The 21,547-nt window shown below is 48.1% G+C and carries 20 protein-coding genes; 15 read left to right on the forward strand and 5 right to left on the reverse strand.

From position 1 onward, the window contains the following. The first annotated feature begins 55 nt into the window (after positions 1-55). On the forward strand, positions 56-1,048 hold the full coding sequence (trpS, locus tag HP552_RS30955) for a tryptophan--tRNA ligase (RefSeq protein WP_175399205.1): 993 nt from the start codon (positions 56-58) through the stop codon (positions 1,046-1,048). A 114-nt stretch (positions 1,049-1,162) separates the two neighbouring features. On the opposite strand, the gene HP552_RS30960 is transcribed toward trpS, so the two are convergent. Continuing rightward, entirely contained in the window at positions 1,163-1,360 is a 198-nt protein-coding gene (locus HP552_RS30960) for a hypothetical protein (RefSeq protein ID WP_175399206.1), read from the reverse strand. A 118-nt stretch (positions 1,361-1,478) separates the two neighbouring features. Here HP552_RS30960 and HP552_RS30965 point away from each other — a divergent pair, with 118 nt between their 5' ends. Then, a complete protein-coding gene (locus HP552_RS30965) occupies positions 1,479-1,697 on the forward strand; it encodes an alpha/beta-type small acid-soluble spore protein (protein ID WP_175399207.1) in 219 nt (72 codons plus the stop codon). Positions 1,698-1,803: 106 nt separating this feature from the next. Here the strand turns inward: HP552_RS30965 and HP552_RS30970 are convergent, their stop codons facing one another. Further along, entirely contained in the window at positions 1,804-2,784 is a 981-nt protein-coding gene (locus HP552_RS30970; protein ID WP_175399208.1) for a metal-dependent hydrolase, read from the reverse strand. Positions 2,785-3,043: 259 nt separating this feature from the next. Between HP552_RS30970 and cyoE the strand changes: the two genes are divergently transcribed. Together cyoE and HP552_RS30980 are read left to right on the forward strand one after the other, a co-directional pair. Continuing rightward, positions 3,044-3,973 carry a heme o synthase gene (cyoE, locus tag HP552_RS30975; RefSeq protein ID WP_175399209.1) on the forward strand — a complete coding sequence of 310 codons (930 nt, stop codon included), beginning with the start codon at positions 3,044-3,046 and terminating at the stop codon, positions 3,971-3,973. Positions 3,974-4,335: 362 nt separating this feature from the next. After that, entirely contained in the window at positions 4,336-4,947 is a 612-nt protein-coding gene (locus tag HP552_RS30980) for an SCO family protein (protein ID WP_175399287.1), read from the forward strand. An 89-nt stretch (positions 4,948-5,036) separates the two neighbouring features. On the opposite strand, the gene HP552_RS30985 is transcribed toward HP552_RS30980, so the two are convergent. Further along, the gene (locus HP552_RS30985; protein WP_175399210.1) at positions 5,037-5,384 is read right to left on the reverse strand and encodes a toprim domain-containing protein; all 348 of its coding nucleotides are present in this window, start codon (positions 5,382-5,384) and stop codon (positions 5,037-5,039) included. A gap of 165 nt (positions 5,385-5,549) precedes the next feature. After that, positions 5,550-6,731, reverse strand: a complete 1,182-nt coding sequence (locus HP552_RS30990; protein WP_175399211.1) for an MFS transporter — start codon at positions 6,729-6,731, stop codon at positions 5,550-5,552. 216 nt (positions 6,732-6,947) lie between these two features. Here HP552_RS30990 and HP552_RS30995 point away from each other — a divergent pair, with 216 nt between their 5' ends. The 11 genes from HP552_RS30995 (at position 6,948) to HP552_RS31045 (ending at position 20,135) form a co-directional block, all read left to right on the forward strand. Further along, positions 6,948-7,403, forward strand: coding sequence for an ATPase (locus HP552_RS30995; protein ID WP_175399212.1), 456 nt, complete (start codon positions 6,948-6,950; stop codon positions 7,401-7,403). Between the two features lie 18 nt (positions 7,404-7,421). Continuing rightward, the gene (locus HP552_RS31000; RefSeq protein ID WP_175399213.1) at positions 7,422-8,570 is read left to right on the forward strand and encodes a transglutaminase domain-containing protein; all 1,149 of its coding nucleotides are present in this window, start codon (positions 7,422-7,424) and stop codon (positions 8,568-8,570) included. 106 nt (positions 8,571-8,676) lie between these two features. Next, positions 8,677-10,710 (forward strand): peptidoglycan D,D-transpeptidase FtsI family protein, encoded by a 2,034-nt coding sequence (locus HP552_RS31005; protein WP_175399214.1) that lies wholly within the window; start codon positions 8,677-8,679, stop codon positions 10,708-10,710. A gap of 306 nt (positions 10,711-11,016) precedes the next feature. Continuing rightward, positions 11,017-12,990 carry a peptidoglycan D,D-transpeptidase FtsI family protein gene (locus HP552_RS31010; RefSeq protein WP_175399215.1) on the forward strand — a complete coding sequence of 658 codons (1,974 nt, stop codon included), beginning with the start codon at positions 11,017-11,019 and terminating at the stop codon, positions 12,988-12,990. 310 nt (positions 12,991-13,300) lie between these two features. Next, positions 13,301-14,215, forward strand: coding sequence for a metal ABC transporter solute-binding protein, Zn/Mn family (locus tag HP552_RS31015; protein WP_246311137.1), 915 nt, complete (start codon positions 13,301-13,303; stop codon positions 14,213-14,215). A 31-nt stretch (positions 14,216-14,246) separates the two neighbouring features. Further along, the gene (locus HP552_RS31020; protein WP_246311138.1) at positions 14,247-15,068 is read left to right on the forward strand and encodes a metal ABC transporter ATP-binding protein; all 822 of its coding nucleotides are present in this window, start codon (positions 14,247-14,249) and stop codon (positions 15,066-15,068) included. 2 nt (positions 15,069-15,070) lie between these two features. Continuing rightward, on the forward strand, positions 15,071-16,030 hold the full coding sequence (locus HP552_RS31025) for a metal ABC transporter permease (protein ID WP_175399290.1): 960 nt from the start codon (positions 15,071-15,073) through the stop codon (positions 16,028-16,030). Next, positions 16,030-16,902: a metal ABC transporter permease gene (locus tag HP552_RS31030; RefSeq protein WP_175399216.1), complete on the forward strand. Its 873-nt coding sequence runs from the start codon at positions 16,030-16,032 to the stop codon at positions 16,900-16,902. The genes HP552_RS31025 and HP552_RS31030 overlap by 1 nt, the downstream gene beginning before the upstream one ends. Positions 16,903-17,201: 299 nt before the next feature. Further along, positions 17,202-17,951, forward strand: coding sequence for a Cof-type HAD-IIB family hydrolase (locus HP552_RS31035; protein WP_175399217.1), 750 nt, complete (start codon positions 17,202-17,204; stop codon positions 17,949-17,951). 3 nt (positions 17,952-17,954) lie between these two features. Then, positions 17,955-18,446, forward strand: a complete 492-nt coding sequence (locus tag HP552_RS31040) for a DUF456 domain-containing protein (protein WP_488168294.1) — start codon at positions 17,955-17,957, stop codon at positions 18,444-18,446. Positions 18,447-18,506: 60 nt separating this feature from the next. Next, positions 18,507-20,135 carry a putative polysaccharide biosynthesis protein gene (locus HP552_RS31045; protein WP_175399218.1) on the forward strand — a complete coding sequence of 543 codons (1,629 nt, stop codon included), beginning with the start codon at positions 18,507-18,509 and terminating at the stop codon, positions 20,133-20,135. Positions 20,136-20,235: 100 nt separating this feature from the next. Here HP552_RS31045 and HP552_RS31050 read toward each other — a convergent pair whose 3' ends face one another. Beyond that, positions 20,236-21,507: a DUF2515 family protein gene (locus HP552_RS31050; RefSeq protein ID WP_175399219.1), complete on the reverse strand. Its 1,272-nt coding sequence runs from the start codon at positions 21,505-21,507 to the stop codon at positions 20,236-20,238. Positions 21,508-21,547 lie beyond the last annotated feature (40 nt).

Here is a 21,547-nt window from a genome sequence, read left to right on the forward strand (position 1 = left end):
GGAGAATTCAAGGACCGGGTAAATTTGAATGTTAAATTAGGAGGGCGTACGACATATGAAAACGGTATTGTCTGGAATTCAGCCGAGCGGTAAACTCACGCTGGGCAACTACATTGGTGCAATCAAGAACTTTGTGAAGCTGCAGCACGACTATCAATGTCATTTCATGGTAGTGGATCTGCATGCAGTAACTGTGGCTCAGGAGCCAGCCGCACTGCGTGAACAGTCCGAAGCAGTGGCAGCTCTGTTTTTAGCCGCGGGAATCGATCCGTCCAAATCCAATGTGTTTCTGCAATCCCATGTTCCCCAGCATGCGGAACTCGGATGGTTGATGACCACACTGACATCAATGGGGGAACTTGAGCGGATGACCCAGTTCAAGGACAAATCGTCAGGCAAAGACTCCGTTGGTGCGGGTTTGTTTGTATATCCGTCATTAATGGCTGCTGACATTTTGCTGTACAATGCGGATCTTGTACCTGTGGGCGAAGACCAGAAACAGCATTTGGAACTCACACGTGACCTGGCAGGTCGTTTTAACCACCGTTATGGGGAATACTTTACGATTCCGGATCCTTATATTCCACAGGTGGGAGCACGCGTGATGTCTCTGGATGACGCTTCTTCGAAAATGAGTAAAAGTAATCCCAATGCAGGCAGCTATATTGCTTTGTTGGATCCACCGGATGTGATCCGCAAAAAGATCAGCCGGGCTACAACGGATTCCGGTCGTGAAGTGGTCTATGATCCGGCTAACAAGCCTGAGGTCAGCAACCTGATGAGTATCTATGCAGAATGTGCAGGGATCACCCTGAATGAAGTGGCAGAACGTTATGAGGGTAAAATGTATGGTCCGTTCAAAAAAGAACTGGCTGAAGTGGTTGTATCCGTGATTGAACCGCTGCAGGAACGTTATCGCGAAATTCGTGAGTCCGGCGAGTTGGCCGAGATTCTGGATAATTCAGCACGCCGCGCCGAAACGGTCGCAGCTAAAACTCTTCATGATGTGAAAGATCGTATGGGATTTGTTCCTAGACGTACAGTGTAAGCACCCGAAGATAGAGATTATTGGAAAACTTCATGAGGTAAATGTTTAGATACAAAGAGAGGAGCCAGTGGCTCCTCTCTTTGTTGTTTCGAATAGAAAGATGATGGCTCCTGTTCAGGATGTTGATTCGGATGTGGAGCGTACTTCCTGACGTTCCTTTTTGGCACGAATAACGAATCCCCAGCCGATATTGGCAATGGACAGAATAAACAGGAGCGAGGCCAGCCAGCCGTTATAAGAAATCGATATCGCTGAAACCGTTAACAAAACAATCGAGGAAAATGCAAACCATAGGGATAAACCTTTGCTCATTGGGAAAAACCTCCATCACAAATTTAATGAATCTCCGCATAACCTGAAGCGTGCGAGCCATAATAATCTTGCAAGCTTGCAATACATTACAGACACAGATTGAAAGGAGATTTTAAATATGGCTCAAGGATCTCGTTCTAACAACTTGGTGGTACCTCAAGCAACTGCAGCACTGCAACAATTGAAAATGGAAGCTGCACAAGAACTGGGTGTAACAATCCCACAAGACGGTTACTACGGTAACTACACTTCTCGTGAAACAGGATCTCTGGGTGGTTACATCACCAAACGTCTGGTACAACTTGCTGAGCAGTCTCTTGCTGGGTCTGGCAAATAATTCATCATAACAAGACAGCAACAAAACAAAAGCCCGGAGCGGAAACGCTCCGGGTTTTTCGCGCAACAGTTCCTATGTCTGATTGTGCCTCCCGCAGTCCTTCCCGTCAAGAGCGGGCGGATAAAAGTTTTTTATCCATTTTCTCATCACTTAACCAGCCTACATACGTATCAATGGTTTCGAAATTGCGGTCCATCACGACCACGGCGACAAACGGATACTGCTTGCGGTGACGATAACGAACGTCCGCCCAGCGAACTTTGTATCCAGCTGGCAGCTCTTCTACCTCTGCAACTGCATAGGAAGTGAAGTAAAGAAAGGCATTTACCTCAGGTGATTTGCGTGAGGCCGCTACGGCTGCATGAGTGGAAGAGGAGGCATGCAAATGCCATGTCAGCTCCGATCCATCCATTTTTCCAATTTCATAACTGTCATCTGCAAAATGCTTCACCACATGCCACCGGTTCCAGGATATCGTTGGGATGACGATATAACGAAGTGCCGGTTTGCTGTTATCCAGTCTTTTTACTTTGGCAACAGCCTGGGCATGCGCAACAATACGCCATACATAATAGAGAGCAATAACGATATACAGTGAAACGAACAACGGTGCAGGGGCTGCCAGATCAAAGGCCCACAGCAGGATTGCTACCACATGCGAAGTAAACAGAAACGGATCAAAAATATGAATGATGTTCCAGGCAATCCAGCGTTCTGTAAATGGCCTTGCCGCCTGGGTTCCATATGTATTGAACAGATCAGTGAAGACATGCACACCCACAGCTACAGCTGTCCAGGCAGCGACGTGTCCAATGGGAACAGCCGGGAAAATCAGTGCTATAACCCCCGTAATGAGTAAAACCCACAGCAGGAGAAAAGGCGGTGAATGGGACATGCCCCGGTGATTTCGGATGTACAGTGAATTACTTTTGAGACGCAACGCTGTATCAATATCAGGGGCCTGGGAGCCAGCGATGGTACCCACCATTACGGCAGCCGCGAGCATGGGGCTGGAAGCCACGACAGGATCAACATAAGCAAGACCTGCCAAACCGATACCCATGACAAAATGTGTAGAAGTATCCATAAACGTCTCCTTTGTGGTGTAGATCAATTTCATCATATTAATGATTCTCTATCTAGGTGATACCCATATATAGTGTATATTATCCGCCTGCCCTGAAGCAAAATACGCAAAAAAAACCAAAAAGATGTCATATGAGTTCCATTTTGACTGACATTTGTACGAGCATTGTCATACTCTTTGCCATTTTCCTATGATAAACTTTATATCGGAGGCAAAAAGAGAGACCTCCAAACACGAGAATTAAGGGGGATTTCCAAGCGTGGAAAATCAGTTGAGATACCAGGCTTCTTCCGATTCCGCAACATTAACCTCGCCTCCGATCAAGTCGGGATCGTGGAAAGACTTTATTCACATTACCAAACCGGGAATACTCCGGACCAATCTTATTGCTGTTTTTGGTGGTTTTTGGCTGGCATCCCAGTGGGATATCAACATGGTTAAGATGCTGCTAACCTTGCTCGGAACCGCGCTTGTTATGGCTTCTTCCTGTGTATTCAACAATTATTTTGATCGCGAGCTTGATTTGAAAATGGAACGTACCCGGAACCGATCCCTGCCAACAGGGCGTTTAACACCGAAAGTGGTTCTTTCCTATGCCATTATTTTGGGCGTGTTGGGATTAACCGTTCTGTTTGCTTTTTCGGGTACACTTGCCGGATTATGCGGTATTTTTGGCATGTTTGTCTATGTTATTATTTACACTCTCTGGTTAAAACGTTCTTCGACATGGAGCACATCCATTGGGGGTTTGTCAGGTGCCATGCCGCCTGTCATTGGTTATGTCGCAGTAACGGGACGTCTGGATTTAGGTGCATGGCTGCTTCTCGCCATGTTGTTTCTGTGGCAGCCTCCGCACTTCTGGGCGCTTGCCATTCGCCGGGTTGAGGATTATCGGGCAGGTGGATTTCCACTCTTGCCAGTTGTAAAGGGCATTAGGCGGACCAAGATTCAAATGATTCCTTATCTGGTTTTGCAAATTTTTGTGCCCATTCTGATGTATGCGTATGGCTATGCCGGTATTTTTTATTTGACGGTGTCCCTGGTTCTGTCCGTACTGTGGTTGTACTACGCACTCAAAGGTTTCCGTGCACAAAATACGGACGCCTGGGCCAAAAAGGTATTCCTTTACTCCATTAATTATCTGTCTCTCAGCTTCATCCTGATGATTCTGGATACCGTTCATAAATAACTGGAATACCGTCAGGGGAACATGCAAAATAAATGCTTGGGCATCTGCATCCAGAACGGTTACAATATGGTAGAGTCCCATTGTCGATGGGGTTCTTCGTATACATATGCAGTGCAAAGAAAAAGAAGCAGGTTATTTCCTCAATCATGACAGACACCCCGGCATATAATAGAGCATTTTGCATAAATCCAATAAGCGACTTCCAATCTTCAATATATAGATCGAAATGATCCTATTCGTCTGTATATTGTACCCCGGAGTGAGTGGAATCGAATGATGCAAAATGCTGAATAAAAATACTTGGACTTCAAGCAAGTTATGTATGCGTATTCATATTGGCAGGTATAGAAAGGACGAGGATGATGCTGAAAAAGTACAAATGGACCTGGATGCTGCTGGGGCTCGCACTGATTATGGCTGTATACCTCATGTGGGGCACCGTGTTTGCCAGCAAAGAGAAATTACCCGAAATTAGGGAAATCCAATCCTTTTCTATGGAGAATGTAGATGGAACTACCGTCTCACTTGACGATACCAAAGGCAAGGTGCGTCTGTTCTATTTTTACTTCACCAGTTGTCCGGACGTCTGCCCAATTACGACGTTTACGTTGTCCCAGGTGCAGGATTTGTTGAAGGAAGATGATACATTCGGCAAGGATGCGTCCTTTGTTTCGATTTCGTTTGATCCTGAAGTCGATACGAAGGAGAAAATCAAGGAATTCGCGGACCGCTTCCACGCGGATTATGACGGGTGGTATTTCCTAAGAGGGGATATGGACAAAACGAAGCAGCTCGCCAGGGATTCATTTCAGATCCTGATCGAAGGCGAAAGCAAGGAAGATTTTGCGCACATGAACATGATTGGCCTAGTCGATCAGAACAATCAGCTGCGCAAGGTGTATAATGCATTTAATACAGAAGATGTCGAGCCTGCAGTAATCGCAGAAGATATCCGTAATCTAATCAACGAATAATGGCTGTTATCATATTTGAATCATAGCAAAGGCTGCTGGCCGGGTTGGTAAAATAACCGGCAAGCAGCCTTTTTGGCGCTTTGTTGATTTTAAAATGATGGGTGTTCGGGGTATTGAATATACTCTTCCAATCCGGCCTTCTCCAACTGGGCAATGATGTATTCATCAGGCGTTCCTTCCACACCCGCATAACCACGTCTGGTATACATCTGTACTGCATCGGGGAAGGCATCCCGCAGCACGCCTCTTATTTTTTTGCCTGAACTGTCATTATCCATAAAAAGATACACTTCATCATAACCAACCTGTTTCCGCAGAGACTCCAGCTTGAGCGAATTCAGAGTGCCGAATGTACACAATATGTTGATTTCCGGCCCAACGAGACGCTTCAGCTTGCTGCGGTCATTCTTACCTTCCACAATGACATGAATAGGCATCGTATTCACCTCTTGTTCGAGAGCTAGTGTCGACATTCCCCGGGAAATGTTGCAGCGAAAATCGACTGGATTATATATAGTGTAGCTGTAATTGGGGGAATGATGCAAAGCAAAGGTAAATACAAGGTCGTTCTGTCAAAAAAGAGACTTACGTTCTCGGTTGCCTCAACCCATGACACTATTCGGATCAGTAGAAGACAGGGAAGCTTCGCGTCTGCTTGTGAAGTATGGAAGGAGCAGAATGCCAACCATCAATAGAATGAATGCGATGAAATATGGCGAGACCCCCATACGTAATTGCCCGGCAGCGATTGGACCGATGAAGGAACCAATCGAGGTGGCGATGGATTGCAGCGAGAAAATACGGCCGAGCTTGCTTCCTCCGCTTAAACGGATGAACAGGGTAGCCATGGCTGGGAAGGTAATTCCTTTGGACATCCCGAGCACAAACAGTACACCCGCCAGTGGGATCTGCGGAAAGGCTGCGAGTGTGAAGAAGCAGAGGGACATCAGCAGCACGCCTGCAGTTAAACGCAGTTTGGGCGAATAGCGATTAAGAAACAGCATGCTCAGGGTGAGAAGGGCCCCAACACTAATGACGGAAAACAATAAACCGGTAGACATCATGGAAGAGTGTCCTCCGCCCCGCAGTGGCAATTCAAAAAACAGAATGCCCTGGGCACAAGCAATGACAAGTGGCAGCGCGAAGTATCGCCAGGAGACCGGAATAAATGTACTTGAGCTCCCGCCAAGGTTAGAAGGCTTGGGTGGAACAGTCTCCTTCTCACGCTGTACATCAACAAGCCCTTTCGGCATGGATAACCAGGCAATCATTCCTGACAAAATGAGCAGATAACCAAGACTCGCAAAGGTAGCAGAAAATCCCAAAGCACCAACAATCAGGGCCCCTGCTGCAGGGGATACGACCGACGCCAGCGTATGCACGACACCATGTCCCGACATATATTTGCCCTGCGTGACGGGGTTGGTCGACAGCTGTGCAAGCAGAGCGAGACAGGCCGGAGACAGAAAAGCGAGCACAAATCCACTGATGGAGCGAAGTGCAAGCAGCTGCCAGGGGGTGTGAATATGGGCTTGCAGCAGCAAAATGATGCCGGCCCCGAGCAGACTGAACACAATATAACGCCGACTGCCGTGTTTATCGATTTGTGTGCCGGCAATCAAATTACCAGGAAGATGTGTCAAGGAGTAGATGCCCATCATCCACCCGATGAAGGTGGGAGCAGCCCCGAGCGAAATCGCAAAGGGGGTCAGAATGGGATACTGGGCGTGCAGATCAAAAACAGCAAGAAACAAAAATAGATAGAGCCAGATGGCCGTTTTCACAAAAGCCCCTCCTTGTTAAACGATGCATGTTCATGCCAGGTCGTCAAATGGTTTTCCCGTTCTTCATGCAAAACCTCATGGTACTACTTGTACGTTCAACGGGACGAACTTAGACCTTTATTTTTACAAGGGAGTGCTTAGCTGACAGCGGGTTCGGAAATCATGTATAATATTCGGGAAGTGTGATTTCTTAACTCTAATACGGAAGGTGTAATCATGAACATAGAAGTAATCAAAGAGTTTGTGATGCAGAACTGGCTGGTGATCGTCGTTGCGCTGATCATTTTGTTCTTTGTTCTGAATGTGGTCAAAACCGTATTGAAATGGGCGATTGCCATCATCATTATTGCGGCTCTGTTGATATACAGCGGCATCTCCATCGATCAGATCAAACAGACGGTTTCAGAAGTACAGACCAGTACGATGGACACATTGAAAAAGGAAGCGACCAACATGATGGTGAAGGAGGCCTCCAAGGCAACTTACACCAAAGGACAGGATGGACAATTTACCATTACGAGTCCCAATGTGGAAATTAAGGGTACAGCCGGGTCGAACAAGGTCAATGTCACTTTCCGCGGTATTTCACTGGGTGAATGGAATCTCGACAATGAAACGATACGGACTTTTGTCGATCAGGCCAAAGGAAATATAACAGCACCAGCTTCTTAGCAAAGGGGGAATGGATACGTGCTGCAGAGTTGGCTGGACAGCCTGAAGGAGTTCAATGGCATCACGATTATGCTGTTATTGATTGTGGCTGCTTCATTGCTGCAGGGATGGTCCAGAGGGGCTTCGCGTTCCGCAGGTAGACTTTTTGGATTCCTGATGGATGGAATTATGGCTGTCATTGGCATTCTGTTGTCCATCGGATTGACACTTTGGCTTGCGCCGTACGTGCAGCAGTGGTTGTCTGCACATGCTTCGGCCATGCCGAATCGGGATCTGAACCGATGGGAACAGATGTATTATACGTTAGTTACGGCGATTGCCGATTTTCCGCTGATGCGGTTTGCCGTGTTGTTTGTGCTTAGCTATGGATTTATTCGTTTGATTCTTGGCTTGTTCTCTTCCCTCTTTTTTAGAAGGAGATATCACTCATCAGACCAAGAGAGCAGTCCCAAAGGCATAATTAGCCGCTTTATGGGTGCAGTAATAGGTACAGTCATTGGTTCGGTCCGCGGGATGATTGTCATTGCCGTTCTTTTCATGATTGTCAGCCTGTATCCCGGAAGCACGTTCAGCCGGTATGTAGAGGCTTCGCCAATCTATATGCAGGGGGCCAAATCCGTGATCGAACCGTTATCCGGTAATCTGATCAAGGACAAGCTGCCAGTATTTACCCAAGCGGTACAGAAGGAACTGGGCGGAATTTTGCAGCGCAAGTATGAAGTCATTGACCACAATATTCCGGCTGATATCGAATCTGCGGCAAGTGAGATTGTGAAGGGTCAAGCGACGGATGAAGCGAAAGCACGAGCCCTGTATGATTGGGTCGGTTCCCGCATTCAATATGATTACGGCAAAGTGGATGATTATGAGCAAAAAGGCATATGGCACGAACAGACACCGCAAAACACGTTTGATACCCGAAAAGGGGTATGCATTGATTACGCCCGTCTGTATGCGGTCATGGCTCGTTCACAAGGACTGAATGTTAAGGTCGTGACAGGCCTAGGATATAACGGACAGGGCGGATATGGCCCACATGCATGGAATGAAATTTATTTGAGTGATTCCCAGAGCTGGATTCCGCTTGACCCAACATGGGCAGTGAGTGGTGACTGGTTCAATCCTCCGAACTTTGCCGATACCCATCTGAAAGATCAGACAGCATAACATTACACCGGACAGGGTTCCGGAATATGACGACGTTGCCAGGTTATCATGCCGCGGCTAGACTGCTAAGGGCGGTATGCATCAAGTCATGAAAGAGGTAGGATGAATGAACAACCATTCAAAAGAGAAGGATGAACTTACAGACAAAAGGCGCTTCAGTTACCGGATGAATGTATTTTTCTTCGCTTCCTTTGTTATTTTTAGCGTAATTATTGTACGGCTGGCATTTTTGCAATTTGTGGAAGGGCCTGAGCTCAGTCAAGAGGAGGCTAGCAACATTACCAAGGATGTACCGCTCGCTCCGGTGAGAGGAACCATCTATGATTCGACCGGTGAGGTGAAGCTGGCGTATTCCAAGCCGATTCAGTCTCTATATCTGACATTATACAAAAACTACGGTGATGTGAACGGACAACCAAGTCCAAACTTCCCGGAAGCTCAGGATATTGCAACCCGACTGCATGATGTGTTTGAACAGTACAAAACCAAGGAGTCGGAGTCCCTTACCGTGGATCAGATCATTGAAGCGATGGACCTGAATTCCCGCAAGGCGAATGGCTTCATGCCACGTCTCATCAAGAGCGATCTGTCCGAGGAAGAAGTGGCTTATTTCCTGCAGCACAAGGATGAATTCACAGGGATTCAGATTGTCGAGGAAAGTGTGCGTTACTATGATCCGGACACCGTGGCTGTTCAAACGATCGGATATTTGAAAAAATTCAAAAGTTCCAAAACACTTGATAAATACCAAGAGGTTGATGAAGCGAACAAAACGCAAACCGACCCTGGTCTGGTGTATACGGAAAACGAGTTTGTCGGGTTCGACGGACTTGAGCTGCAATACCAGGACATTCTGCGTGGTAAAAGTGGTTATAACTCCGTGGACGTGGATTTGCGGAATTTGCCTGAAGGTGTGGCTGGTTCCACTCCACCTGAGAAGGGGTATGACCTGATTACGAGCATTAACAAAAACGTTCAGGTGAAGACGGAGCAGGCAATTCTGGATCAACTGAGCTGGCTGCATACACATCCGGTTTCCGGGAAGCTGCATCCCAATGCCAAAACAGGTTTTGCCGTTGCGATGGAAGTGGATACAGGCAAAATCGTATCGATTGCCAGTATGCCGGACTATGATACGAATATCTGGAGAACAGGGAGTATTACGAACGATCAGTACGATGACATCAAGTACGTATACCAAAATGGTACCATTCGTTCCTTTCCTCCGGATGATTCCAAAAAGCGTGCTGAATCTGTTGTTTTGCTTGGTTCCACGATCAAACCGCTCAGTGTATTGATCGGGTTGAAGGAAGGCTTCTTTACAACGAACACGGTCTATTCGGACAGAGGTTCAACGACGTTCGGTGGAGATAACCGCAGAGTACAGAACTCATCGGGACATGTCTATGGTCTGATGCGTCCGCATGATGCGATCCGTCACTCTTCCAACGTGTTCATGATTGACGAAATCGGTAAAAAATTATACTCCCAATATGGTGCCAAAGGGATCGATAAATGGGACGAGTACATGAAGCAGTTTGGCCTTGGCGTTTCCACCGGAATCGATTTGCCAAACGAATGGCTTGGATACAGAGAATATACCAATGAACTGGAAAGTTCCCTGACTCGTCTCGTGTATGCTTCTTTTGGTCAACAGGGGAAATATACAGCCATGCAGCTTGCTCAATATACAACGATGCTGGCAAACAAGGGCAAACGGATGCAGCCGCAATTGGTTAGTGAGATTCGTGATTCCGAGGGTAATGTTGTTGAGAAAATGAAACCGAAAGTTTTGAGCACGGTTGACTTCAATGACGCATATTGGAATGAGGTTCAACGAGGCATGGCCACAGAGGTTACTGCATTTAGCGGTTTCCCGTATGACTTTGCCAGAAAAACAGGTACTTCAACACAGGTAGTCGGCGGAAAGTTAGTGGATAACGGGGTATTTATTGCTTACGCTCCACGCAACAATCCGAAGCTGGCTGTAGCTGTGGTCATCCCGGAAGGGGGCTTCGGTTCGAACAGTGCTGCCCCTGTTGCACGTGCGATCTTTGATGCCTATGACGAGGAGTTCGGTCTCGACGGTGTTCCGAAAAAAGATAAAACCGAAGAAACAGATGAAACAGCAACGCAGTAATTCATATCATTAAGGAGAGGGCCCCTATGGGTCCTCTTTTTTTTGCTTTATGGAGTTAAGAATGGAACAAAAATTTACATAATACCTGTAACTTCATAGGAGTGTAACACGTTTATTGATTTGAATAGATACACAATACTCCAGGTCAACAATGGAGAAGGGGTTATATCTAGTTTACGAAAGTGTAACCAAAATTAGGAAGACGTGTTAATCATCCTTTGATAAACTTATATTAGGAGACTTTTTGAGCTGTGAGTTAATTCAAAATGTTAATCATTATTTGATATAGAACGGAGACGCCTACACATGTTTAAGCGATGGAGGAGCAAGAAAGCATCCGATGAAGATACAGCTGTCAACAAGCCGTCAGCGGCAAGAATGAACATGTTCTTTTTCGCTGCATTTGTCATTTTCAGTATTTTAATTTTTCGATTGGCTTTTGTGCAGTTTGTTGAGGGACCCGAGTTAACGTACATGGAAACGAGTCGGAATACGAAAGACATTCCTCTTGCACCTGTTCGTGGACCGATCTATGATGCCACCGGGAAAGTTGCATTAGCGTACTCCGAGCCTGTGCAGTCTCTATATGTATTGTTGTATGAGGACTACAGTAACGGTTCCCGACAAGAAGAAGTTCAAAAGCTGGCAGATGAGTTGGCTGCCGTCTTCAAGGAGTTTAACCCTGGTGACAAGGAACAGCCGGATGCAGAGGAAATTATGAAACGCCTCGATCTGGATTATCAAAAGGCACACGGGTATACACCAAGATTGGTGAAGTCCGATCTGAATACGAAAGAAATTGCTTATTTCATGGAAAAAAAGGCTGATTATCCAGGAGCAATGGTGCTGGAAGAAAATATAAGAAAATACGATCCTGACAGGGTTGCTGTTCAAGTCATTGGCTACACAAGAGAGTTCAAGGGTCAACAGAAGTTGGATAAGTATAGAGAAATAAGTGAGTCGCTGGCAACGGAACGTGACCCGGGGCTGCGCTATTCTCAACAAGAAATGGTTGGAGTTGATGGATTGGAATTTCAATATCAGGAAGAACTCCGTGGACGTAGTGGCTACCAATCCATTGATATTAACGCAAGGAATCTGCCGGAAGGGACCATGATACAAACTCCACCTGAAAAAGGATACAGCCTGGTATCAACGATTAACAAGGAAATCCAACTGGCAGCTCAGCAGGCTATTACAGATGAACTGCGCAAACTGCCCAAAGCCATTACCGGGTATGCGGTTGCCATGGAAGTGGATACAGGCAATGTAGTAGCGATGGCGAGTATGCCAGACTACGACCCGAATGAATGGGATTATGATAAAATCAAGTACGTTTTCCGTAATGGGACGATTGCCTCCTTCCCGCCAAATGATTCCAAGCCCAGCCATGCAGAGTCAGTTGTTCTGCTAGGTTCCGTCATCAAACCTCTTAGTGTACTTATTGGTTTGAAAGAGGGCCTGTTTACAGCAGGAGAGACCTATCCCGATCAGGGATATGCCATTCTGGGGAAAGACGGGCGACAGGTGAGAAACTCCCACTCTGCCTATAATGGTAATATCACTGCAAGACGCGCCATAGAGAAGTCTTCCAATGCTTTTATGATTGATATGGTGGGTAAACGGTTGCTGAATAAATACGGCTCGGACGAAGGAATCCGCGTCTGGGACGAAAACATGAAAGATTTCGGCTTGGGTGTCTCCACAGGTGTGGATCTGCCAGGTGAGTACCTCGGCACACTTGAATATAAAGATAAAGATGAATCCGCATTGACACGTCTGGCGTTTGCCTCGTTTGGTCAACAAGCGAAGTACACTACACTTCAGCTCGCACAATATACTACGATGCTTGCCAATAAGGGCAAACGAATGGAACCTCATCTGGTGAAGGAGATTCGTGACGCGGAGGGTAACGTGGTTAAGAAGATCAAACCTAAAGTATTAAACGAGGTGGATTTTGCGGATGCATACTGGAATGAAGTGCACCGCGGCATGGTCACCAAAGTAAGCTCGTTTGACGGCTTCCCTTATGACTATGCTCGTAAAACAGGTACGTCCGAGCAAGGGACAGGACCGAATAAGAAGGAGAACGGTGTGTTTATCGCATTTGCACCACGTGAGAATCCGAAACTGGCCATCGCGGTAGTGGTACCGGAAGGTGGCTTCGGGTCCGTCAGTGCGTCTCCGATTGCACGCAAAATTTTTGATGCATACGATGAAGTGTACGGTCTGGACGGAACTCCAAAAGGGAAAAAGGGTCAGGAGAAAGACAAAGAGTAAAACAAGATTTTTGAGGAGAGATACCCAAATAAGTGAGTTTAACTAACTCAAGTGTAGTTGGTTACTTCATACCATCGTCCTTCAAACAGCCAATGAAACGGATGAACTACGGAACTGGACAGGCAAGGGAAATTATCCCTTGCCTTTTTATTTTGCATCGGCTAAAATTTGCACAAGGGAAACATTATTAGTCGTGTATAAATTTTAATACCATGTACAACAAAATTAGTTATGGACAATTATTTTAGGTGAGGGAAAGGGGAGACTTGATTTGTTGATGGTGAAGATGAGGAGTATTCAGAGAGGGCTCATGACGCTTACGGCAATGGTTTTGGTTGTTGTATTGACAGCTTGCTCCAGTTCGGCAGAAACGGGAAGTACTGAAGGGAAGATGCAGGTCACAGCAACCACAGGCATGATTGCAGATGTAGCACGTGAGATCGGAGGGGAATATGTTGACGTTACCGGGCTAATGGGTCCAGGCGTAGACCCTCACTTGTACAAGGCATCGCAAGGGGATATCCGCAAGCTGGAGCAAGCCAGCGTTATTTTCTATAACGGGCTGCATCTGGAGGGCAAGATGACTGACATCCTGGAGAAAATGTCCAAGAGCAAAACGGTAACGGCAGTAACCGAGGGCATTCCAGTAGAGGAATTACATTCGGGTCAGGAAACTGGCGGCACGGAATATGATCCACACGTTTGGTTTGACGTAAGCCACTGGATGCATGCAGCAGAAGCCGTGCGTGACACACTCATGGAAGCTGATCCGGATCATGCCGAGGCATACAAAACCCAGGCAGAAGCGTATTTGGCCAAACTTGAGGAACTAGACAATGAAGTGCGGGAGAAAATCCAGGAGATCCCTGAATCGAGCCGGGTACTGGTTACAGCCCATGATGCTTTCGGATATTTTGGAGATGCTTACGGCATGAAAGTGATGGGACTTCAGGGAATCAGTACAGCAGCCGAGTATGGAGCAAAGGATGTCAGCGAGCTGCGCGATTATCTTGTGGATAACAATATCAAGGCCGTCTTTGTAGAATCGAGTGTGCCGGCTAAAGCAATGGAAGCAATTATTGCCGGAGCCGCCGAAAAAGGACATACGGTCACCATTGGCGGCGAATTGTTCTCGGATGCCATGGGTGCTGAAGGGACCGAAGAAGGTACGTATATTGGCATGATCCGCCACAATACCGAGACGATTGTAGAAGCTTTGAAGTGATGAACCATATCGAGAGAGGAGTGGAAACAGCATGAGCGACACATCTTTATCACAAAAAATTCCTACATCTATAAATCCTAAACACTTGCAGGGAACACAGCCTACATCGGCTCCTCTTAGTGTTCAGGATCTGGCAGTGGCCTATCATAAAAAACCTGTGCTCAGCGGGGTATCCTTTGATATACCCGAAGGCCAGCTGATTGGCATTCTCGGTCCGAATGGGGCCGGGAAGTCTACCCTGATCAAAGCTGTGCTGGGACTGGTGCCGAAGATGCACGGTGAGGTACGGATTTTTGGTCAATCTTACCGTGAGCAGAGGCGCCGTATTGGATATGTACCCCAACGGGAATCGGTAGATTGGGATTTTCCAACCCACGCACTGGACGTAGTTATGATGGGACGGTACGGTCATCTGGGCTGGTTCCGTCGTCCAGGCAAAAAGGAACGGGATCTGGCTGCACACTGCTTGGAGCAAGTTGGAATGGGCGAATACATGCACCGCCAGATCAGCCAGCTGTCCGGTGGACAGCAGCAGCGAGTCTTTTTGGCCCGCGCACTGGTCCAGGATGCAGACTTGTACTTTATGGATGAGCCGTTTGCAGGAGTGGATGCCACAACGGAAAAAGCCATCATTTCCCTTTTGGAACAGTTGAAAAAGCAAGGAAAGACGGTACTCGTTGTTCATCATGATCTCGCGACGGTGGAAGAATATTTTGACCATGTGCTGCTGCTCAACGGGCGACTGGTTGCCGGCGGTCCGACGAGCGAAGTATTTGTCCCGGATCTATTGCAGGAAACGTACGGGGGCCGGATTGCGATGATCGGAAGCCGGACGGAGAAAGGCCAGGTGTAATGATGGGGAACTGGATCCTTTCCATTCTGTCTGATCCCAACACACGCTGGATTTTGCTGGGTTGTTTGCTGCTTGGGTTCAGCAGTGGAATCATTGGCTCGTTTACATTTTTGCGCCGCCAAAGTTTAATGGGCGACACTTTGGCGCATGCGGCATTGCCGGGGATTTGTATCGCATTTATGTTGACGGAAACGAAATCGGTAGGACTCTTCCTGTTTGGTGCACTCGTTGCAGGAATCATCGCTACCTTCGGTATATCGTGGATTACACGCTATTCACGCATTAAGCAGGACGCAGCAATGGGAATTGTGCTAACTGTATTTTTCGGCATTGGCGTAGTCATGCTGACCCGCATCCAGCATGGAGCCAGCGGGAGCCAGAGCGGGCTGGATAAATATTTGTTTGGTCAGGCGGCATCCATGGTGATGACGGATGTATATGTCATGGGCGGTGTCTGTCTGGTATTGCTCATTGCCTGTCTGGTGTGGTTTAAGGAATTCAAGCTGGTGAGCTTCGATCCGGGATTTGCACGGGGTATGGGTCTGCCTGTTGCGGTGCTTGAACAGTTGATTCTGCTGCTGACGGTCATTGCTGTTGTCGCCGGAATTCAGGCGGTCGGAGTCGTTCTGGTCGCTGCCCTGCTCGTGACTCCCGCGGCCGCAGCGCGCTGCTGGACCGATTCGCTTGCACTTATGGTGCTGCTCGCAGGCATATTCGGTGCACTGAGTGGTGCGACAGGTACCATCTTCAGTACACTCGTACCTAATCTGCCGACAGGACCCGTAACAGTACTTGCGGCTACGGTATTGTTTGCCGGATCAGCGTTGCTGGCACCACGTCGTGGATTGCTGGCTCGCCGTTTACGAAGTATGCAGGCAAAATCGGCTTATCTTAGAGAAGAGCGTGCTACGCTTCAGACACTTTCCGCCCAAGGCACACAGCAGGAACGAGGTGAGATGTAATGGCGACATTTTGGATTATATTAACGGCAGTCCTGGTTTCAACCGCATGTGCCATTCTCGGCTGTTTTCTCATCCTGCGGCGGATGGCACTGGTCGGGGACGCGATCAGCCATGCCGTACTTCCCGGGATTGCGATTGCTTTTCTGTGGAGTGGTTCCAGAGATTCGTTGTGGATGCTGCTCGGGGCAACGGTGTTTGGTCTGTTAACTGTGTTCTTCATCCAGAGTTTGCAGGCCGGGGGGCTCTCTTCCGATGCTTCCATTGGCATTGTGTTCACGGCACTGTTTGCCGTTGGCGTTATTCTGATCAGTCTCAATGCCCAGCATATTGATCTGGATCTGGACTGTGTGCTGTTTGGCGAGATTGCTTACGTGCAGTGGGATACATTAACGCTTGGGGGCACCGATGTGGGGCCGAGGGCGGTTTGGATGCTCGGTATCACGCTGCTGGTTATCCTGATTGTGATCGGACTGTTCTATAAACAGTTCAAGCTGTGTGCCTTCGATCCTGCACTGGCAGCTGCCTGTGGTATTCCGGTCGTATTGTTCCATTACCTGCTCATGGGGCTCGTTTCCATGACGTCCGTGGCTTCTTTTGAAAGTGTAGGATCTATACTCGTGGTAGGCATGTTGATTGTTCCTGCAGCGACAGCTTACCTGCTCACGGATCGTTTGGGTAAAATGATTCTGTACAGTGTACTGGTAGGTGCAGCTTCCTCGGTGGGAGGTTACATCATGGCCTACGCGCTGGATGCCTCCATTGCGGGCTGTATGGTGGCGGTAGCTGGTATCCTGTTTGTTCTGGCACTGCTTTTGTCTCCGAAGCATGGTATTGTATTCCGTTACGCTCGTCGCAAATTGGCTGCACGTTAATGGATCGCAAAAACCGTCTGCATTGCGCAGACGGTTTTTGACTTTTATTTTTATATCCATATGGAGAAGGATTTCATTGATTATGCCATACAGAAGGAGTGTATTTATTCTTAACTCCCTTTATATCGATATTTTGTTGCATATGGATGATCTGTGGTAAAATGTCGTTAGCTGTGACGTCCGGAGCGTCCGCCTCCCGCGGATACCGGGCGGTCTTTTTGTGAGAATATGTTGAATAGAGAAAAAGAGATGTATATCCAAGAGTTAAACTTGGAGAGAGAACCGAGGAGGAATACTGCATGAGTGAACTTAAATACAAATTGCTGGCACTGGATATGGATGGGACATTGCTCAACGATAATCATGAAATCACCCAGGAAACCGCCAAGTGGATTCAGATTGCCATTCGTCGTGGGGTACATGTGTGCTTGTCCACGGGAAGAGCCGTGTTCCATGCGATGCCGTATGCGGTACAGCTTGGTCTGGAAACGCCGATGGTTACGGTGAATGGCAGTGAAGTCTGGAAAGCTCCGCATGACCTGCACATTCGCCATCTGATGGACCCTGCTCTGATCCGTACGATGCAGGAGATTGGCGAAAAATATAACAGCTGGTACTGGGCTTACTCCGTGGAAGAACTGTTTAACCGTGAACGTTGGACAGACAATATTGAAGGTCTGGAGTGGCTGAAATTCGGTTTTAATACCGAAGTGGATGAAGTTCGTCACCAGATCATGATGGAGCTGCAGCAGCTGGGAGGTCTTCAAATGACGAATTCCTCACCTGTCAATATTGAGATTAATCCGGCTGGCATTTCAAAAGCGAGTGGTGTCGCTGAAGTCTGCAAGCTGCTGGGAATAGAGATGTCTGAAGTTGTTGCTGTCGGGGACAGCCTGAATGATCTGGCCGTCATTGAAGCGGTAGGTCTGGGCGTTGCCATGGGTAATGCACAGGAACAGGTGAAGGAAGCGGCTGACCTGGTTGTGGCGAGCAACAATGAGGATGGAATTGTGGAAGTCATTCGTGAACACATTTTGAAGGGGGAATAACCTTTGCTTGCAACCGTTGGCTGGATTTTAATTGTGCTTTTGTTTGCGGTGGGGATGGCCGGAACGGTGTATCCGATACTGCCTGGTGCTATAGCGATTTTTTTCGCGTTTCTGGTCTATGGCTGGTTCTTCAGTTTCGATCCGTTCGGCGTATGGTTCTGGATTTTCCAGATTCTCATCGTGGTGGTACTGTTCGTGGCTGACTATGTCGTCAGTGCATGGGGGGTCAAGAAGTTCGGTGGCTCCAAGCTATCCACTACCCTGAGTACGATCGGTGTGATCATTGGTCCATTTGTGATCCCGGCATTCGGGCTGGTACTGGGGCCATTTATCGGGGCGTTTATTGGGGAACTGATCGGTGGATCTTCACCTTCCAAGGCTACGAAGGTAGGATTCGGATCTGTTGTCGGCCTATTTACCAGTACGGTAATGAAAATTATTTTACAAATCGTTATGATTGTTCTGTTTATTATCTGGGTGGCAAGATTCGCATAGACGTTCGGAATGGGCTTTAACCGGATGCACGTCCGTGTGGGGGAAAGAAGGGGAATTAGTTTGTCTAAGAAGGAAACATTCATTAAGGGTACGCTCATCTTGGCGGCAGCGGCACTGATTGCCAGGGTACTTGGTCTTGTTCAGCGGGTGCCGCTGGAGCATATCCTTGGCGATATCGGTAACGCATCGTTTACCATCTCCAACACGGTATACTTAATGCTGTTAACTGTCGCAACAGCGGGCATTCCCAGCACACTCAGCAAAATGGTGTCGGAACGCTACGCGCTGGGACGTGCGGGAGAAGCACAGCAAATCTATCGGGCTGCCCTGATTTTTGCTGCGGTGGCCGGGGTTGTCATGTCAGCCTTATTATGGTTCGCAGCACCTTACTATGCAACATATGTATCCAAGGTACCGGAAGCCGTTAGCGCGATTCGGGCTCTTGCACCGGCACTGCTGCTCTTCCCGGCCATTGCCATGATGCGTGGTTACTTCCAGGGACGTGGCAATATGACAGCAGGCGGTATTTCACAGATCGTCGAGCAGTTTGCACGGGTAGGTACAGCCATTATCGTGGCGTATGTCATGCTGCAATGGAATTACGATGACAGAACGATTGCCGCGGGTGCTTCTTTTGGTGGTGTGCTCGGCAGTATCGGCGCTTTCGCCGTGATGCTGTACTTCACCTTGAAGCTGCGCCGCAGTGACCGTGCAGCCCAATTGGACGTTGTCCGTGCGGAACAACTGCCGATGCGAGGAATTTACAGTGACATTTTTAAGCTGTCCATTCCCATTGTGTTATCGTCACTTGCGGTTCCGGCCATTAACTTTATCGATTCATCCCTTGTGGTTCCGCTGCTCAGCGGCCGCATTGGGCTGGAAGAGGCAACAGGAGTGCTCGCCATTCTCGGGGCAAAGGCTCAAAGTATTGCAGGGATTCCGCCCATTCTGGCCATTGCCTTAAGCCAATCGCTCGTTCCCGTCATTTCGGCAGCTTTTGCACGCAAAGATGAGGCCCATCTGCAAAATCAAATTACGCTGGCGATGCGCATTTCGATTCTGACAGGTATGCCGATCGTCATTGCCCTTTGTGCAGCAGCCTATTCGGTGAATGGTTTGCTGTTCAGTACGCTGGATGGAACACCGATCATTACCTTGCTGACCTTCGGTACCATTTTCCAAATTACGATGATGACCACAAACTCCATTCTACTTGGGGTTGGTAAACCACGGATTACAATGATCAGTGTAGCTGCAGGGATTATCGTCAAATTTGTGGCAAGTCTGATCCTGGCTCCGATGTTTGGCATTTACGGGATCATCATCGGAACAGCGTTATGTTTCCTGGTGATTACGTATCTGAATTTGAGAGTACTGAGAAAAATCGTAACCTTCTCGATCATGGGTGATCGCTGGATCGGGTTCGTCGTGACCGTCCTGCTTGCTGCAGGTGTCGGTTTTGGTGCCAACTCGGCTGGTAATTGGATCTTTGGCTTGTTCCTGCCAGCACGAGTGTCCTTCCTCATGACATGTTTGGTTGTCGGTGTACTTGTTGTAGCAGTATACCTCGTGATGCTGGTCATCCTTCGCGTATTGCGCAGAGATGAACTTGGCAGCTACCCGCGTATTCTGCAAAAGGTACTGCGGCCGCTTATGCGTCTCCAGCGTGGAACCGGTCAGCGGGCATAGGTTAATGCCCGATCATGTATCGATAAAATGAGTACAAGCTCTGTCTGCTGCATAAGCGGGCAGGGCTTTTTTGATGTAATGAATTGAGTTCCCAATGATTTTAATGCAGCAATGTCTTGGCATCATGGGCAAGGGCTGTTTTGAGCATGCCATATCGGTGCTCGTGACTCATTTCGAATAACCAGGGGCGACGCGGTGCGCTGAGATGTCCGAGACTATCTCGATTTTGCAGCCAATCCTGTCTTGTAATCGGCTCATATGGCGTGTCTTTCCATACGGAAAGCAGTTCCGGGCTGTACAAACGTTGACCTTCAGGCATCCATTCATGCTCCAGCAGTTCCGGACTGTAGAATTCTGCTTTGACCATGCCCTCCATGCTCGTTGTGAATAGACCCGGCCAATATTCAGCACGTGATCCTCTATGGGGAACCGAATGGGCAAATTCCAGCACCTGTGTGAATACCTGTTCGATGCCAAACAGCATCGCATACAGGCCTTTGCCAAACATGATGCGCTCATCCAACTTGCCGAAATGTTCAATAACCCGACCGGCCAGCCCTTTCCCGCGTCCTAGAGGAAATACAATATGATTAAGCCCGGCGAGATTGTGCAGATGGAATGCAGGTTTGGATAGCACTTCCTTTTGAAAATAAGGATGCTGTACGACCCGGCTCTCAATATAGTTTTGCTCATTAATAATTAACGCTACACTAAGCAGTGAACTGCACCGTTCCAGCCAGAATCGTTCCCAGATGGGTGTCATGAATGCCGATACGTGAAAATGGGAGAGCAGGTGGAAGCAGCTTCGCCCGATTCGCCGACTGTTTACATAAAGCAGAAGCTGTGGGTAGGCGTCCTGGAAAATGAGTGCATTACAGCGCTCAAGCAATCGATACATATGTTCCCGATCCGTCTGGTTTTGCAGGTTATGCATCAGGTTGCTCTGCAAATCGGTCATATGATAGCCACCATTGCGAGAAACCATATGTGCCAGCAGGGCCCAGTGCAGTTCGGGATATTGGTCATAACACGCCAGATAGGCTGCCGTACGCGTAATGTTGCTCCGATTGTTTTCCGCCGTCAGAGTTTTGACCTCTTCCAGGATGATACAGTCCTCCTCACATAAAGGAGCACTTTTTGCATGGCGGGCAGAAGCCGTCTCCGTACCGGGTAACAGGCGCTCAACTTCGCCCTTGAGCGTCTCGGCCATTTCAGCTTCCCAGGCCAGATCACGCGAAGGATGACGAAGCTGTGCCGACGCCTGCCATGCTGCCTGTTTGCCGCGCCATACTTCCCTGGCGGCCCCGGGAATGGAACGAACCATACGAAAGAGCGAATCACGGGAGAGAGAATCGGTTTTGGTGGGAGTCATCGCCTGCCATCCTTTCATCATGATTGGTTTAAACTAAGTA

Origin of the sequence: Paenibacillus xylanilyticus, assembly GCF_013359935.1 — a bacterium.
GTDB lineage: Bacteria > Bacillota > Bacilli > Paenibacillales > Paenibacillaceae > Paenibacillus > Paenibacillus xylanilyticus.